The sequence below is a fragment of the Vibrio sp. 1151_11 genome, assembly GCF_029478525.1.
Taxonomy (GTDB): Bacteria; Pseudomonadota; Gammaproteobacteria; order Enterobacterales; family Vibrionaceae; genus Vibrio; species Vibrio anguillarum.
This window is the reverse complement of the sequence record NZ_SHMN01000015.1, coordinates 85,962-101,083: the sequence shown is the minus strand read 5'-3', so window position 1 is coordinate 101,083 and position 15,122 is coordinate 85,962. Positions and strand designations below refer to the sequence as shown.

15 protein-coding genes are annotated in these 15,122 nt (G+C 44.9%); 7 read left to right on the top strand and 8 right to left on the bottom strand.

Features of this window, described 5'->3' with window-relative positions; all coding sequences use genetic code 11:
* Positions 1-352: 352 nt before the first annotated feature.
* The 6 genes from EXZ60_RS12275 to pspF form a co-directional block, all read right to left on the bottom strand.
* Positions 353-1,141, bottom strand: coding sequence for an ATP-binding cassette domain-containing protein (locus EXZ60_RS12275; RefSeq protein ID WP_013857043.1), 789 nt, complete (start codon positions 1,139-1,141; stop codon positions 353-355).
* Positions 1,138-2,133, bottom strand: coding sequence for an oligopeptide/dipeptide ABC transporter ATP-binding protein (locus tag EXZ60_RS12270; RefSeq protein WP_010320232.1), 996 nt, complete (start codon positions 2,131-2,133; stop codon positions 1,138-1,140). Before EXZ60_RS12270 ends, EXZ60_RS12275 begins: the two co-directional genes overlap by 4 nt.
* Positions 2,133-3,020 carry an ABC transporter permease subunit gene (locus tag EXZ60_RS12265; RefSeq protein ID WP_013857042.1) on the bottom strand — a complete coding sequence of 296 codons (888 nt, stop codon included), beginning with the start codon at positions 3,018-3,020 and terminating at the stop codon, positions 2,133-2,135. Before EXZ60_RS12265 ends, EXZ60_RS12270 begins: the two co-directional genes overlap by 1 nt.
* Positions 3,007-3,969 carry an ABC transporter permease subunit gene (locus EXZ60_RS12260; RefSeq protein ID WP_013857041.1) on the bottom strand — a complete coding sequence of 321 codons (963 nt, stop codon included), beginning with the start codon at positions 3,967-3,969 and terminating at the stop codon, positions 3,007-3,009. The genes EXZ60_RS12265 and EXZ60_RS12260 overlap by 14 nt, the downstream gene beginning before the upstream one ends.
* The gene (sapA, locus tag EXZ60_RS12255; protein WP_277435766.1) at positions 3,969-5,588 is read right to left on the bottom strand and encodes an ABC transporter substrate-binding protein SapA; all 1,620 of its coding nucleotides are present in this window, start codon (positions 5,586-5,588) and stop codon (positions 3,969-3,971) included. The genes EXZ60_RS12260 and sapA overlap by 1 nt, the downstream gene beginning before the upstream one ends.
* A 96-nt stretch (positions 5,589-5,684) precedes the next feature.
* Positions 5,685-6,692, bottom strand: coding sequence for a phage shock protein operon transcriptional activator (gene pspF / locus EXZ60_RS12250; RefSeq protein WP_026028021.1), 1,008 nt, complete (start codon positions 6,690-6,692; stop codon positions 5,685-5,687).
* A 231-nt stretch (positions 6,693-6,923) separates the two neighbouring features.
* Here pspF and pspA point away from each other — a divergent pair, with 231 nt between their 5' ends.
* Genes pspA through EXZ60_RS12230 form a run of 4 tightly spaced genes read left to right on the top strand, consistent with a single transcriptional unit; the run spans position 6,924 to position 8,866 of the window.
* Positions 6,924-7,592 (top strand): phage shock protein PspA, encoded by a 669-nt coding sequence (pspA, locus tag EXZ60_RS12245; protein ID WP_026027628.1) that lies wholly within the window; start codon positions 6,924-6,926, stop codon positions 7,590-7,592.
* 15 nt (positions 7,593-7,607) lie between these two features.
* On the top strand, positions 7,608-7,841 hold the full coding sequence (gene pspB, locus EXZ60_RS12240; protein ID WP_026027627.1) for an envelope stress response membrane protein PspB: 234 nt from the start codon (positions 7,608-7,610) through the stop codon (positions 7,839-7,841).
* The gene (pspC, locus tag EXZ60_RS12235; RefSeq protein WP_013857036.1) at positions 7,834-8,223 is read left to right on the top strand and encodes an envelope stress response membrane protein PspC; all 390 of its coding nucleotides are present in this window, start codon (positions 7,834-7,836) and stop codon (positions 8,221-8,223) included. Before pspB ends, pspC begins: the two co-directional genes overlap by 8 nt.
* A gap of 52 nt (positions 8,224-8,275) precedes the next feature.
* Entirely contained in the window at positions 8,276-8,866 is a 591-nt protein-coding gene (locus EXZ60_RS12230; RefSeq protein ID WP_013857035.1) for a DNA-3-methyladenine glycosylase I, read from the top strand.
* Positions 8,867-8,934: 68 nt separating this feature from the next.
* Here EXZ60_RS12230 and EXZ60_RS12225 read toward each other — a convergent pair whose 3' ends face one another.
* Both EXZ60_RS12225 and cls read right to left on the bottom strand, forming a co-directional pair.
* Positions 8,935-10,131 (bottom strand): cystathionine beta-lyase, encoded by a 1,197-nt coding sequence (locus EXZ60_RS12225; RefSeq protein WP_115339722.1) that lies wholly within the window; start codon positions 10,129-10,131, stop codon positions 8,935-8,937.
* Positions 10,132-10,211: 80 nt separating this feature from the next.
* On the bottom strand, positions 10,212-11,666 hold the full coding sequence (cls, locus tag EXZ60_RS12220; RefSeq protein ID WP_115339723.1) for a cardiolipin synthase: 1,455 nt from the start codon (positions 11,664-11,666) through the stop codon (positions 10,212-10,214).
* Between the two features lie 336 nt (positions 11,667-12,002).
* Between cls and EXZ60_RS12215 the strand changes: the two genes are divergently transcribed.
* From EXZ60_RS12215 to EXZ60_RS12205, 3 genes are all read left to right on the top strand, one after another.
* The gene (locus tag EXZ60_RS12215) at positions 12,003-13,346 is read left to right on the top strand and encodes a sodium-dependent transporter (protein WP_277435765.1); all 1,344 of its coding nucleotides are present in this window, start codon (positions 12,003-12,005) and stop codon (positions 13,344-13,346) included.
* A gap of 123 nt (positions 13,347-13,469) precedes the next feature.
* Positions 13,470-14,165 carry a TIGR01621 family pseudouridine synthase gene (locus EXZ60_RS12210; RefSeq protein WP_017046192.1) on the top strand — a complete coding sequence of 232 codons (696 nt, stop codon included), beginning with the start codon at positions 13,470-13,472 and terminating at the stop codon, positions 14,163-14,165.
* A gap of 11 nt (positions 14,166-14,176) precedes the next feature.
* Positions 14,177-15,109, top strand: a complete 933-nt coding sequence (locus EXZ60_RS12205) for a class I SAM-dependent methyltransferase (RefSeq protein WP_277435767.1) — start codon at positions 14,177-14,179, stop codon at positions 15,107-15,109.
* Positions 15,110-15,122 lie beyond the last annotated feature (13 nt).

The window sequence follows — 15,122 nt, the reverse complement described above, 5'->3', positions numbered from 1 at the left end:
CACTGCTTTGTAAGTTGCTGGGTGCCAACTGGTGCCTTCGTGAAGGCTTGAGCCTAGTGCGGTGAAAGTTGCACGCTGGGTTCTTAGAGGGGCGACACTTGGTAACAGGTGTCGTCTACTCGACAAAACTGTTTTAGCAAACCACATCGATCATCATAATTGAAATACTCTCAACGCTCACGAAACTAATTCCCTCCCCTTTTAGGGGAGGGTTAGGGTGGGGTGAACACTGTCAATCCTCCCCTTCAAGAGGAGGGCTAGGGTCTGAACACCCCCTCCTAACCTCCCCCTAAAAGGGGGAGGAACAGTACAATATCGACGATATTGTCTTCCGATATTAAATACAGAGCGGCTATTTAAAGCTGGGCGCTTTGTTGAAGTGGCTCTCAATCATTCTTTGAGTGATGGGATGAGTTGGATTAGACAATACTTCTTGTGTGTCACCCGATTCGACGACTTCGCCTTCGTGCATCACCATAATTTTATCAGTAATGTGTTTTACAATACCAAGGTGTTGAGAGACATACACAAACGAGACACCCATCTCTTCTTGCAGTTCTAGAAACAAGTTAATCATCTGTGATCGCATTGCCATGTCTAACCCGTTTAATGCTTCATCAGCCACAATGATCGACGGTTGTAGAATCAGTGCTCGTGCCAAGCAAATCCGCTGTTTTTGCCCGGTGGCGAGCATTTGCGGGTAGAAGTAGGCGTGCTCTGGCAATAACCCAACGCGCAATAGCGTATCTTTCACGCGCTTCATGCGAGCTTCAGGTGGCATATTGGTGTTTCTTTTGAGCGGCCCTTCTAGAATACGACCAATTTGAATTCTTGGGTTGAGCGATGTGTTCGGATCTTGAAAAATCATCCGAATCAGCTTACAGCGCGTGGAGTAATCCTTGTGTTCCAATAACTCTCCATTAACGCGTATCTCGCCAGCAGAGGGTTCAACCATCCCCGCAAGCATTCGTGCTAATGTCGATTTACCAGAACCATTTTGGCCAATAAAACCAATAGTTTGCCCCGCTTCTAACGTAAAGCTGACCGGTTTGACCGCATGCTGAATTTTCTTGCGAAATAGACCTGAACGAGTAATGAAATCTTTAGTTAACCCGTTCACTTCTAATAATGATGCACTCATGACTGTTGCTCCATATTGAGTGGGAAATGACAGGCAAACTTATGATTTTTAATACGTTGTGGATACGGTATTTCAACGCATTGGCGCTGAGCATAGGGACAGCGAGGCCCCAATCTGCAACCAATCGGTAAATGTTGCAAGGGTGGAATGGAACCCGGTAAGGATTGCAATTTTTCTTTATGCGGGATCCAATCACTAAAATCAGGCATCGCTTTCAGTAGTGCGGCCGTATAAGGGTGTTTGGGTTCACTCAATATTTTCTGGGTATCGGCTGACTCAACAGACTGACCGCAGTACATCACTGTAATACGGTTAGCCCATTGGGTAATGGTGGTTAAGTCGTGGCCAATCAATAGAATCGTGGTGTTATTGACCTGATTCATCCGGCTGAGCAGGCGCAATATCTGTGATTGGGTAATGGGGTCCAAATCGTTCGTTGGTTCATCAGCAATCAAAATTTTTGGTTTGGTTGCGATAGCCATCGCAATCATTACCTTTTGGCATTCACCATCAGTTAGCTCATAGGGGTAGCTACTCATGATGCGCGCGTGCTCTTTGATTCCTACTTTATGTAAAAGGGCAATGGCTTGTTTTTTACGCCATGTAAAACGCTGCCACCATTTGCCTTCAAATGTGCGCGATGGAATAGATTCAATCAGCTGTTTTCCCACTTCATCTGAAGGGTCTAAGCAGGTTGACGGTTCTTGAAAAATCATCGCGATGTCGCGGGCAATCACTCGCCGGCGTTCGCGCGGCGTCAGCTGAAGTAGATCAATGTTACCTAAGCGCATGCGGTCGGCGGTGATGGTCCAATTATCTTTGCATATTCCTACGATGGCTTTAGCCACCAAGCTTTTTCCTGATCCGGATTCTCCCACCAAACCGCGAATTTCGCCTTCGTTCATGGTTAAGCTCATGCGATCGACGGCTTTTACCATGCCTTGTGGCGTATCAATTTCGATGGTGAGATGGCGAATATCTAATAATGGCATTATTCCACCCCTGCATTCAGAGCTTGTCGTACACCTTCACCGACTAAGTTGATGATGATCACCGTAAACATAATCGCTAAACCGGGGAGAGTGACTGTCCACGGTGCGAGGTAAATCAGCTCAACTGAATCACCTAAGATGGTGCCCCATTCGGTGCTTGGTGCTTGAGCACCCAAACCAAGAAAGCCCAAAGCGGTGATGTCTAAGATGGCAATGGATAACGCGAGTGTTATTTCGTTGGCGATGACAGCAAGGACATTGGGTAAAATGGAGTTCCACAACAGATAAAAGTCATTGGCACCATCTAAACGTGCGGCGAGGATATAGTCTTTTTCTACTTCGTTGTGTACGGCAATATACACCGAACGAACAAAGCGAGGGATGAGTGCCAAACCAATCGCAAGCAAAATATTGAACTCGCCAAAACCGAGCAGTGCCACAAAAATAATGGCAAGCAGCAACGATGGAATCGACATGACCGTGTCGAGTAAGTGGTTCAATGTACTGGACAGTAATCCTTTGGTCATGCCTGCCATGATACCGATAAAGCAGCCGATCACAGCCGCGATAGCGGTGATTAAAATAGCGGCAGCGAAGGTGTATTGGGTACCATCAATCAACCGTGACAAGATATCTCGGCCTAAATCGTCGGTACCTAAGAAAAATTCGACAGTACCCGCAGGATCCCAAGAAGGCGGTATTAATAGGTTGCTCGTTTGCAACTGCGGATCATGAGGGGCTATCCAAGGAGAGGTGAGGGTAATCAACACAATGAGTCCTAAGCACCACAAGCCAAACATCGCCAAACTGTTATTGCGATAGCTGCGCCAAAACCGCTCAAACTGAGTTGGAATATGCTCTTCCTGATAAATGTTATTTGTTAGCATACCATTCCTTTCTTACCAGCGGGTTAACCATAGCGCCAATCAAATCAGACAGAATGTTTGCTGTGAGAACGAGCGTACCAACTACGATCACACCGGCTTGAATGGAGACATAATCTTGGTTAGATAAGGCATCGAGCAGCCAACGGCCGATTCCCGGCCAGTTGAAGATGGATTCAGTAATAATTGCCAACGTTAACATACTCGATAACTGAACCCCGAATTTAGGAATAATAGGTGGAATTGCATTTCTCAGCACATGCTCGGTGACAATTTCGTAATCACTTAAACCCTTAATTCGAGCGGCGCGTATATAGTTTTGAGCCATTACATCGGCCACCGAAGAACGCATCAGGCTCACCACTTGTGTCGTCGGTGCTAGAGCCAGTACCAAGCAGGGTAAAATCATATGTTCAATAACACTTTGCAAAGCATGAGCACGGTAGTTGCCTTCAGCGAAAAAAGCATCGATCAGAGCGAAACCTGTCACGTGTTCCACTTGGTAGAGCAGATCATAACGTCCTGAAACAGGAAACAGCTCATAATGCAGTGAAAAGACCATGATCATTAACAAAGCTACCCAAAATAGCGGTGCTGAATAGCCGGACATTGACGTGAAGGAGATGACGGTATCAATCCATTTACCTTGCTTCATTCCTGCGAGCGTACCAATAGGGAGACCAATTAACAAAGAGAGAGTAAAAGCAATAAGGCATAACTCCAGCGTTGCTGGAAAGACCATCGCCAGTTCGTCCACAATCGGGACACCACTGTGATTGACGCCAAAATTCAGTTGCAGCAGTTGCCCTAAATAGGTTGACCAACCTGACCAAAATCCATGAGCAGTTAGAGGCGACTGTGGATCTAAGCGCAGCAGCGCAAACCCGACCATAGTCAAAATGAGTAACGTGATAATAAATAAGTTGAGTCTGCGTACCGTATATAAAAACACTATTCGATCCTCTCAACCGTATTGAATGGTTGTACATTAAATGGGCTGAGTTTAAAGCCTGTTAGCGTCTTATTGTATGCTTTAAATTGCATTCCGTGTGCCAATGGGATAACCGGGAACTCTTCATTCAAGATATTTTGCGCTTGTTTGTATAAGTTAAGGCGATAGCGTGACTTGTCTACTTCCAAGGCCAAATCGAGTAGAAAATCGAAATCACTATTGCACCACATCGAGGCATTGAGCCCTGAGCGATCTGAATTACATGAGAGCAGTGGACGCAAAAAGTTATCTGGGTCTGCGGTATCGCCATTCCAGCCCGTTAAAATCAGATCAACATTGGCGTGCTGGGCCAAATTTGAACGATCGAGGCGGTCTTGGGTGATGATATGCAATGTAATACCAATGTCGGCAAGGTTAGCGTTAATTAACTCGGCAGTTTTACGTGGACTTGGATTATAGGCATGAGACTCTGCAGGAACAGACATCGTCAATTCCAAGTTGGCGTAATAGCCAGCCTCTTTAAGTAATGCGATCGCGTAGTTACGATCATAGCGAATTTGAATACTGTCCTTTTGATAGGCCCAAGAGGAGGGGGGAAGAATGTTATAAGCAATACTTCCTGTACCGTAATAGACCGAGTCCAAAATATTTTGGCGGTTGATCGCAAAATTAAGCGCTTTACGCACGCGAACATCACTGAGCGCAGGGTGAGAGGTATTCACAGCAATATAAGACACGTTCATCGCAGGCTTGGCATCAAGCTCTATTTCCGATTGCTGCTTGATAATAGGGATTTGGCTTGAAATAGGCGAGCTGAGCACATCGCATTCATGGCGTAGTAGTTTGGCGAGTGTCCCTGTGCCTCGGTTGGAGACATCAAATACGACTTGTTCCATCTTCGCCACGCCATTCCAATAAGCGCCATGACGACGGAGGCGGATAAGGTCATTCACTTTAAATTCGTCTAGATAAAATGGTCCGGATCCAACAGGATGGCTGTCGATCATGCTTTTTTCATCTTCAATCACTAATTGATTAGCATACTCATAGGAGAGTATGACAGCGTGACTGGTGGCGATATTGGATAAAAAGGAGTTGTCGGGACGGCTGAGGGTAAATTTAACCGTGAGTTCATCCAGAGCTTGAACATCGATCAGCAAGTTTTTGAAATCAATACCCGCAAACCATGGGTAGACGCCACTATTGACGTAATGAAACGGGTTGGTTGGGTCAATGATTCGGCGAAAGCTGAAGACCACATCATCGGCATTAAGAGCGCGAGTCGGTGTAAACCAAGCGGTTGATTGAAATTGAACGCCATCGTTTAGCTTGAATGTATACTCTGTACCCTGTGGATTCACTGTCCAACTCGTGGCCAGACTGGGTATCGGTTGTAAGGTTTCTGAATCCAATTGCAACAGCGTGTCGTAAATCTGTGGGCTGAGAGCTTCAGACGTAATGCCGCTCTCAACCAATTGTGGGTTAAAAGTGGTGGGATTGCCGTGACCACAATATACGAATCCGCTCTGGCGAATTTTACTATGGTCAATTTGTTCGCTACAGCCTATCAGTAGGCTAAAGCTGCATATTCCTAGTGCGAATCGTATTAATGTTTTCATAAAGAGAAATAACTGTGAGAAGTAGGGCAAACAAAGCTAATCATTATGCCTCAAAATCCTGATAATCTACCATTTTTTGTTGATCTAAACCTAGGGTTAATCATCATTGCTGCCGACGAGTTGATATTTTCTCACCATACCTCTCAATTGGTGGTAGCTCAAGCCGAGTAATTCTGCGGCTTGTCTTTGATTAAACTTACTGGCATTGAGCGCGGCACTCAGTAGTTGTCTGTCCTGATCCTCCTGCCACATTTTGTAATCCATCGGAAATTCAAAGCCAGTGGTGTAAGTATGGCGATCTGTGGAGAGATTGCCAGTAAGGTCATCTGGTTTGTGCCACTCATTAGCAAAAGGGTTAAAAACCAAGTTTTCAATCGGATGGGAGGCCGTTCCATGTTGATAGACAGCACGCTCCACGACATTTTTAAGTTCACGCACATTTCCCGGCCACAAGTAGTGTTGAAGCTGATCTGCCGCTTCTGCACTAAACCCGACAAAGAGCGCTAAGTTCAGTTCACGGCACATCTTAATCGCGTAATACTCAGCAAGTGGCATAATATCTTCTTTTCGCTCTCTTAGCGGTGGAAGCTGGATCACATCAAAGGCCAGTCGGTCGAGTAAGTCAGCTCGAAACTTTCCAATTTCAGCTAATTGTGGAAGATTGGCGTTGGTTGCGCAGACGATACGGACATTCGCATTAAGCCGTTGGCTACCGCCGACACGTTCGTAATGCCCATATTCAATCACTCGAAGTAGTTTCTCTTGCACAGCAAGCGGCGCGGTGGCGAGCTCGTCCAAAAAAAGAGTTCCACCTTCTGCCCGTTCAAATCGTCCTTGGTGACGTCCTTTGGCTCCGGTAAACGAGCCTGATTCATGACCAAAGAGCTCAGAGTCAATTAACCCTTCACTCAAGGTTGAACAGTTTAACGAAACCAGTGGTTGGTCCCAACGTTTGGAAAGATAGTGTAAGCGCTGAGCGATTAACTCTTTGCCCGTTCCCCGCTCGCCAATAATTAATACCGGCCTATCAATCGGTGCAAGCTTAGAGACTTTATCCAGTACCGATAAAAATTGAGGCGCTTCACCCAGTAAGTTTTGTTGCATGTTCACTCTCCACACTGTGATTGAAAGGGTGGTTAAATTCACCAACTCTTGGCGAAAATCATCATAGCACAGTAATCTCATTCTATGAGATATTATCTAATTTATTGATTATCAATGAATTTATATATGGCATGAAACTTGGTTATCTCTTCTCGTCTTAAACATTTTGAGCGATTCAAAATGGCTCACCAATAACTACATCGTCATGAACAACTAATCAGGAGATTGAACATGGGTATTTTTTCTCGTTTTGCCGATATCGTAAACTCGAATATCAGTGCACTGTTAGATAAAGCGGAAGATCCTGAAAAGATGATCCGCTTAATCATCCAAGAGATGGAAGACACCTTGGTGGAAGTACGCACCAATTCGGCCAAAGCTATTGCGGATAAGAAAGAGCTCGCGCGTAAAGTGGATTCTATGGCCTCTCATATTGAAGATTGGCAACAGAAAGCGACCTTGGCGCTTGCTAAACAGCGTGAAGATCTCGCTCGCGCTGCTTTAATTGAAAAAAAGAAATTGCAAGAAATGCAGAAAGGCTTGCACACTGAACAAACCTTGGTAGAAGAAACTATCGATAAATTGACTGGGGAAATCGGTAAGTTAGAGGCCAAAATTGCCGAAACACGGGTGAAGCAACAAGCTTTGGCACTTCGTAGCCAAACTGCGCACAACCGTCGTGATGTGCAACGTCATTTGCATACTAGCCGTACTGATGAAGCGATGGCGAAGTTTGAACAGTACTCGCGTAAAGTCGATGAACTTGAAGCTGAAGCCGATCTCTACGCTATGTCCGGTAACGCTAAGTCACTCGACCAAGAATTTGCTGAACTTCAAGCGCAAGATGAAATTGAACAAGAGCTAGCAAAACTGAAACAACAAATGGACAAAAACCAATAACGAGGAGTGGCATATATGTCATCATTTTTTATCGCAGGTCCACTGATTGTCTTTTTGATTTTTGTTGCACCGATATGGCTTTTTCTGCATTACAGAGGTAAACGACATAGCAGCAACTCATTGTCACAAGAGGATTTAGAGCGGATCAAAGCGTTATCTGAAAAAGCGGAAAAACTGCAAAGCCGTGTTGAAACCCTTGAACGCATCTTAGATGCTGAATCACCGACTTGGAGGCAAAATCATGGCTAGCCGAGAACTCTATAAAGATCCGGTCAATGGCAAAATAGCTGGCGTATGCGCTGGGCTTGCTAATTATCTTGGGTTAGAAGTTTGGTTGGTGCGTATATTGGTCATCTCGGCTGCACTACTCGGTGGTGGTTTTTTAGTGCTTTTAGCTTATATGGCTTTGATGCTGATGTTAGAAAAGCAGCCTACTCAGTATGTTGAAACGCTAAAAGCCCAACGCGAACATACATTGAAGAATAAGCCTTGGGAGCAAGGACAAACCGCCGAAGCTTTGCTGGCGACATTGGATCAAGATTTAACTCGAGTGGATCAGAAAATCCGTAAAATGGAGGCTTATGTCACCTCTGAAGCATTTAAAGTCAATCGTGAGTTTAATCAGCTTTAAAAGCAAAGCTGGCACGTAGATTTGCAGTGTCATTGTTCAACTGACACTGAAAATGAAGGTAAGGGTAAGGAAACAAAAAATGAAGCATCATACAGAAATGACTTGTGCATGGGCGATGAATCACCCTTTAGAGCGCGATTATCACGATAATGAGTGGGGCATTCCCGTTTACGATGATGTCAAGTTGTTCGAATTTTTGACGTTAGAAGGTGCGCAAGCTGGGCTGAGCTGGATTACGATTTTGAAAAAGCGCGAAGGTTATCGCTTAGCCTTTGACGGTTATGATCTTGAAAAACTGGCTCAGTACGACGAAACGCGGGCACCTTACATTATCGAACATTTCGATGTGGTGAAGCACAAAGGAAAAATTGCCTCTGTCTATTCCAATGCACGAGCGGCTTTACTGTTGCAGCAAGAGTATGGTTCCTTATCCAAAGCATTGTGGCAGTTTGTGGATGGTCAACCAGTGCTCAATCATTGGCAGCAGATGAGTGATATCCCTACATCGACGCCCACGTCTAAGGCGATGAGCCAATTTCTAAAGAAAAAAGGCTTCAAGTTTATTGGCGAAACGATTTGTTATGCTTTTATGCAGGCGGTGGGTATGGTGAACGATCATTTGGCTGATTGCCCCAAGCGTTAATTTTTCAGGGTAACCTAATATGCAAAAGGCCGCTTAAGATTCAGCGGCCTTTTGGTCTTCCGCTCATATTATGCACGCAGAGCAAGCTGTGCACTGTAGCGTTCTAATCCCGCTTTTAGATCAGCGATCAGATCGTCTACATCTTCAAGACCAATATGTACTCGAATCAGTGTACCTGCAAAGTGCGGGTGTGCGACGGTTCTTAAATTATCAAAGCTTTTGGGTTCATTAGCTAAAATCAAGCTTTCAAATCCACCCCATGAAAAGCCCATACTAAAATGTTGCATGCCATCGAGCAAAGCGGTCGTAGCTTTTGCATCACTGCTCTTTAATACAAATGAAAACAGCCCGTTACCACCAGTGAAATCACGCTGATAAAATTCATGTCCAGGGCAAGTCTCTAACGCCGGATGGCGAACGTGATCCACTTCAGGCTGTTCTGCTAACCAGTGCGCAATGGCTAAGCTATTTTGAGCATGTTGACGTAAGCGAACATCTAAGGTTCTTAGCCCTCGTAGTCCTAAATAAGCGTCATCAGGTGAGACACATTGTCCCATCAAATAGCTTTGCTCTCGCAATTGATCCCAGCATTTTTCATTGGCAATCGCTGTTCCTAACATCACGTCTGAGTGGCCAACAATGTATTTCGTCGCCGCTTGGATCGAAATATCAACACCATGTTCAAAAGGTGAAAAGTTCACGCCCGCCGCCCAAGTGTTATCCAGCATGACAATGATGTCATGCTCATGTGCAACCCGCGCTAAGGTTGGGATATCTTGCACTTCCATCGTGATCGAACCGGGCGATTCAGTGAACAACACTTTGGTATTGGGCTGGATCAAAGCGCGGATCCCTTCACCTATGGTCGGTGAGTAGTAGGTCGTTTCTATACCCATTTTTTTCATGATTTTTTCACAAAAATCACGAGTAGGTTCATAGCAAGTGTCGACCATCAGAATATGGTCACCCGTTTGCACAAAGGAAAGAATACTATTGGCAATGGCGGCCGCACCGCAAGGGAAAAGCGCGCAACCGACGCCACCTTCAATTTCCACCATTGCTTCTTGGAACGCAAAGTGCGTATGAGTACCACGGCGTCCATAAAAGAGTGTTTTATTAGCTCGATTGACAGTGGCGTGATTTTTTTCAGCCACACTATCAAACACAACCGTAGAGGCTCGTTGAATAGGAGGATTGACAACACCATTGGTCCACTTTTTACTACGACCCGCATTGACCAACTGTGTTTTTTTACCTTCTGGCATCCGAAATCCTTGTCTGGGAGAGTGTTCACTATTTAAAACATGGAGTTGCCTAGCTTGGCAACCCCAGTCAGATAAAAAGTTTACAGCAGCGGATTAAACAGATAGAACAATCGTTCAAAAAACCTATGATACAGCGGGCGTTGCTCCCATATTGCTAGCTCAACCAAGTGAGATTGTTCTATATAACGCTGTTGCAGCCAGTTCATTTCTTGAGTGAAGGATTGATCTTCAATTGCTAACGTGACTTCAAAATTGAGCCATAAGCTGCGCATGTCAATATTCACCGTACCGACAAGACAGAACTGGTTATCGATCACGACGGATTTAGTGTGCAGCAAGCCACCGTAGAATTCGTATATTTTCACACCGGCTTCGAGCAACTCACCATAAAAGGCGCGAGAGGCCCATTTAACCATCAATGAGTCATTTTTATGTGGAATAATGATCTCAACATTGATACCGCGTTGAGCGGTCATTTTTAAAGTAGCAACAAGGTCTGCACTGGGAACAAAGTAAGGTGTTGTGATCCTGACAGATTGATTGGATTGATTCATCGCGAGCGTTAACACTTGGGAGATTAAGTTCTCCGGCATGCCGGGGCCTGAGGGGACAACCTGTACTGGATGATGGGGCTGATCTGGACCGATAGTGCATTCTGGTTGTGCTGGCAACATACGTGTTCCTGTTTCCACTTCCCAGTCCCAGCAATGTACTGCGGACAGCACATTGACCGCAGGCCCGGTAATACGAACCATAATATCGACCCATTGACCTACACCGGAATTTTGCTTGAAATAGGCTGGATCAACTAAATTCATCGAGCCTGTGTAGGCAATTTTATCGTCGATAACAATGATTTTACGATGTTGACGTAGATCTAAGCGGCGTAAGAACATCCGCCACGGGCTCACTTCTAACGCTTGGACGACTTCAACTCCTGCGTCTTTCATCATGGTATACCAATGACTTTTGAAAAAACGGGGGCTCCCTGCGGAATCAAGCAGCAGCTTAACGTGTACACCTCGTTTGGCCGCTTGGATCAGAGCCGACGCAACCGAATCCGCCAATCCACCTGGGTGCCAAATATAAAATACCATTTGAATACTGGTGTGAGCTTGTTCGATGTCGGCAATGATGGAATGCAGAATTTCGTTAGGGGAGGTTTGCAGTGATAACGTATTACCACTTAAGGCCGGTATCCCCATGCGGTGGTTACACAGTTCATCAATTTTATAAATTTGAGCACCCATTCCCTCAGGGGCATGAGCTTGGCAATCGTTAAGCTGTCTAAACCAATCACCAAATGGAGCAAACATTTCCTTGGCACGCTCTGCACGCTTGCGCCCTAAATTTAGCTCACCAAAAAGAAAATAGCAGATCACTCCCACAATCGGAATGATATAAATCACCATCAGCCAAGCCAGAGAAACACTCACCGCTCGGCGTTTCAATACAACGCGTAGCGTGACTGCGGCGACCAAAAACCAATAGAGAGCGATGCCTGCTAAAGTAAGAACGTGGTAAACCTTGTCCATGCTATTAATCTTGTCGATAGAATAAGTCACGATAGTAAAGGGAAAGGGAAAACTAAGGAAGGTTATCGCGTGAATAATATGAAAATAGTAACAGATGAATCGTGTTACTAGAGTGATCATGGCAGTTTAAAAAAATGATCTGAGGATAAAAAAGCAACAGTTGAACTATAAAACTACGGCCTTATCCGTAATTTATATCGTTCGGGCTTCCAATTTTAATCTCAAACTGTTTTACTTGCCACCATCACAGTGCGACTAAAAATTATAATTTGTGTAATTAAAAGTTTACACTCACTTTTAGCACTGCCTAACAAACACAACATTGGTAAATAGTTTATGGCAAGTAGTTCAAGAGGTCATTTCTCATCGAGACTTGGTTTTATTATGGCGGCTGCAGGTTCTGCGGTTGGTCTAGGGAATGTGTGGGGTTTTCCGACCAAAGCGGCAAGTAATGGTGGCGCGGCATTTTTAGTGATTTATTTGGCGATGGTATTCTTGCTGGCGTTTCCAATGCTGGTTGCGGAATTGACGATCGGGCGACATGGACAATCTAACCCCATCGCTTCTTTAAGAAGTATCTGGACCAAAAATCGTGCGGCGGCGGCACTGTTTGGCATTATCGCGATGATTGCCTCATCGATGATCCTCAGTTTTTACTCCATTCTTGCCGGATGGCTTATGGGTTTTGCGGCATCTCCTATATTAGGCTTGTTGGGTTTACAGACGGCGGCCGATTGGTTAGTGAATTTTAGCGGCTTACGCAATGTTTTACTGGCTCTCGCATTTTCTTTGCTCACTATTTATGTTGTGCGAAAAGGTGTCGCGGACGGCATTGAAAAATGGTCTACCCGTTTGATGCCAGTGCTTTTTATTCTATTCGGCGCCATGATTGCTTATATCTTTACCCAAGATGGGGCAATGGAAGGATTGAAGATGTATTTGATCCCTGATATTGCGCACATCACTCCCAGTTTATTAGTAGACGCAATGGGGCAAGCTTTCTTCTCTCTCTCTTTAGGCGTTGGAGCGATGATCGTTTATGGCTCATATCTTAAGAAAGATGTTAATTTGCCAAAAGCAGCGGCGCAAGTCGCGGCGATTGATACAGGAGTGGCGTTTGCAGCAGGCCTTTTGATTCTCCCAGCAATGTTTGTGGCTAAAAATCATGGTGTCGAAATTTTTGATGATGCAGGCAACTTGATGAGTTCGGGCGATTTAGTCTTCACCGTGCTGCCTGCGATGTTTGATAATATGGGCAGTGCAGGGGTGTTGCTCGGTTTTGGTTTCTTTATTTTGATGGTTATCGCAGCGCTAACTTCTTCAATTTCTATGCTAGAAGTACCAGTATCTTGCGCGCAAGATGAACTAAAAATGACTCGTAGCCAAGCAACATGGATGATCGGTGGAGCCATTGCGCTGCTGAGCATCATCATTTCCATTAACTTTGGGGCGTTATTTAACCTAGTGGCTAACGTCTCGACCGTCTATATGCAACCTTTATTAGGTGTGGTTTGGGCTATTGTGGTGGGTTGGGTTTGGCATCGCAATAAATTGCTTGATGAGATCAAACAAGGTAACCCAGACATTGCACAAAGCCTATTCTGGAAAATTTGGCCATGGTACGTGCGTTTTGTTTGCCCCGTGGCGATTTTAATGGTCTTTGCTTATTCATTAATTTAACGCATTCCTAAGGCTCTCATCCGAGAGCCTTTTTATCATCCTACGGCCTTGAACCTTGCATTTATTGGTATCTGCGTTGTTTAACGCTATACTCAGCCGCCTATTCTGCAGTTAGTGATTCACATGTTTGATATTCTTTATACTCACAACGATTTTCTCATCATCAACAAGCATCCCAATGTTTCTGTGCACAAAGATGACGGGGATACAATGCTGCTGCAAGAAGTGGGTAAGGTTTCAGGTGATGGCCAGCTCTACTTAGTTCATCGGTTGGATAAAATGACGTCCGGCATTTTATTGCTTGCCCGCCATCAAGCCGCGGCTAGTGAGTTATCTAAAAACTTTGCAGCAAGGGAAGTCGAGAAATTCTATCTTGCCATTGGCAGTAAAAAGCCTAAAAAGAAACAGGGTTTGATCAGCGGTGATATGGAACGCTCTCGACGCTCGTCGTGGAAGTTAGTAGCGACACAAAATAACCCTGCAGTAACGCAGTTTTTTTCCTGCTCTGCTGAACCGGGTGAACGTCTCTTTTTATGTAAACCTTTTACCGGAAAAACCCACCAAATTAGGGTTGCTTTGAAATCACTCGGCTCTGCGATTGTCGGTGACCCGATTTATCATTCTCATGATGATTCTGATAGAGGCTATCTACACGCTTTTGCGTTACGTTTTTGCTATCAGGATCAGTGGTATCAATTTATCTGCGACCCACGCAATCAAGTAGCGATGGGGCAGAAGTGGAACTCAGACATTGTTAGCCAAGGGATTGAATCTTGGTTAACACCTTGGAATCTAGTTTGGCCGAAAGTAAACAAATGACAGAACAAACAATGCAACGTTCAGCGCTTCCTCACTTTTTTACCCATATTGAGCAGCAGCTCTCTTGTAATACCGGTGAAATTCGCCGCTTATTTCATGGCCGAGGTCGTCAATGGCCAGGTCTAGAACAGCTCACCTGTGACTGGTTGCAAGGGCAGTTAGTCGTCAACTTATTTAAAAATGTCGAAGAAGATTTTCTCGCGGAGTTAAAAGCGGGTTTGTCGCACCTAACAGCCCGTCCGTTATGGCTAGAAAAGCAAGGTCGTTGTGTCTTACTTCAGCATCGATATGCCGATGGCGCGCCTTCAGAAACAGTATGGGGAGAATTAGAGCCTTTCCCTGTGGTGGTCGAAAATGGCTTAAAGTACCAATTGAGCATTGGGCGTAACCAGAATTTCGGGCTGTTTTTGGATATGCGTTACGGCCGTGAGTGGGTTTCATCTAACGCTAAACATAAAAATGTACTGAATCTATTTGCCTATACTTGCGGTTTTTCAGTAGCGGCTATTGCTGGTGGTGCTGACCAAGTTGTGAATGTCGATATGGCCAAAGCATCACTGGCTAAGGGTCGTGAAAACCATCAATTAAATGGCCACAATCTCAATTCAGTGAAGTTTCTTGGACATGATATTTTCAAGTCTTGGGGAAAAATCAAAAAATCAGGGCCATATGATCTGATTATTATTGATCCTCCTTCGTTTCAAAAAGGCAGCTTTGCGCTGACTAAAGATTATCAACGTATCTTACGCCGTTTACCTGAGCTGTTAGAACAAGGCGGCGAAGTGCTTGCATGCGTTAATTCACCAGCCGTAACCTGCGATTTTTTAATCGAAGGGATGAAGGTGGAAGCGCCATCACTTACTTTTCAAGCTCGCCTAGAAAACCCACCAGAGTTTGAAGATATTGATCCGCAAGCCAGCCTGAAAGCACTGATTTTCTCCTAAGTAGAATGGAGAC

What these genes read in the sequence shown, in the direction of transcription:
- EXZ60_RS12275 (WP_013857043.1), bottom strand. Translation starts at nt 1,141, where the DNA reads ATGAGTGCATCATTATTAGAAGTGAACGGGTTAACTAAAGATTTCATT.
- pspB (WP_026027627.1), top strand. Translation starts at nt 7,608, where the DNA reads ATGTCATCATTTTTTATCGCAGGTCCACTGATTGTCTTTTTGATTTTT.
- EXZ60_RS12215 (WP_277435765.1), top strand. Translation starts at nt 12,003, where the DNA reads ATGGCAAGTAGTTCAAGAGGTCATTTCTCATCGAGACTTGGTTTTATT.
- cls (WP_115339723.1), bottom strand. Translation starts at nt 11,666, where the DNA reads ATGGACAAGGTTTACCACGTTCTTACTTTAGCAGGCATCGCTCTCTAT.
- EXZ60_RS12270 (WP_010320232.1), bottom strand. Translation starts at nt 2,133, where the DNA reads ATGCCATTATTAGATATTCGCCATCTCACCATCGAAATTGATACGCCA.
- sapA (WP_277435766.1), bottom strand. Translation starts at nt 5,588, where the DNA reads ATGAAAACATTAATACGATTCGCACTAGGAATATGCAGCTTTAGCCTA.
- EXZ60_RS12225 (WP_115339722.1), bottom strand. Translation starts at nt 10,131, where the DNA reads ATGCCAGAAGGTAAAAAAACACAGTTGGTCAATGCGGGTCGTAGTAAA.
- EXZ60_RS12210 (WP_017046192.1), top strand. Translation starts at nt 13,470, where the DNA reads ATGTTTGATATTCTTTATACTCACAACGATTTTCTCATCATCAACAAG.
- pspA (WP_026027628.1), top strand. Translation starts at nt 6,924, where the DNA reads ATGGGTATTTTTTCTCGTTTTGCCGATATCGTAAACTCGAATATCAGT.
- EXZ60_RS12205 (WP_277435767.1), top strand. Translation starts at nt 14,177, where the DNA reads ATGCAACGTTCAGCGCTTCCTCACTTTTTTACCCATATTGAGCAGCAG.
- EXZ60_RS12230 (WP_013857035.1), top strand. Translation starts at nt 8,276, where the DNA reads ATGAAGGTAAGGGTAAGGAAACAAAAAATGAAGCATCATACAGAAATG.
- pspF (WP_026028021.1), bottom strand. Translation starts at nt 6,692, where the DNA reads ATGCAACAAAACTTACTGGGTGAAGCGCCTCAATTTTTATCGGTACTG.
- EXZ60_RS12265 (WP_013857042.1), bottom strand. Translation starts at nt 3,020, where the DNA reads ATGCTAACAAATAACATTTATCAGGAAGAGCATATTCCAACTCAGTTT.
- pspC (WP_013857036.1), top strand. Translation starts at nt 7,834, where the DNA reads ATGGCTAGCCGAGAACTCTATAAAGATCCGGTCAATGGCAAAATAGCT.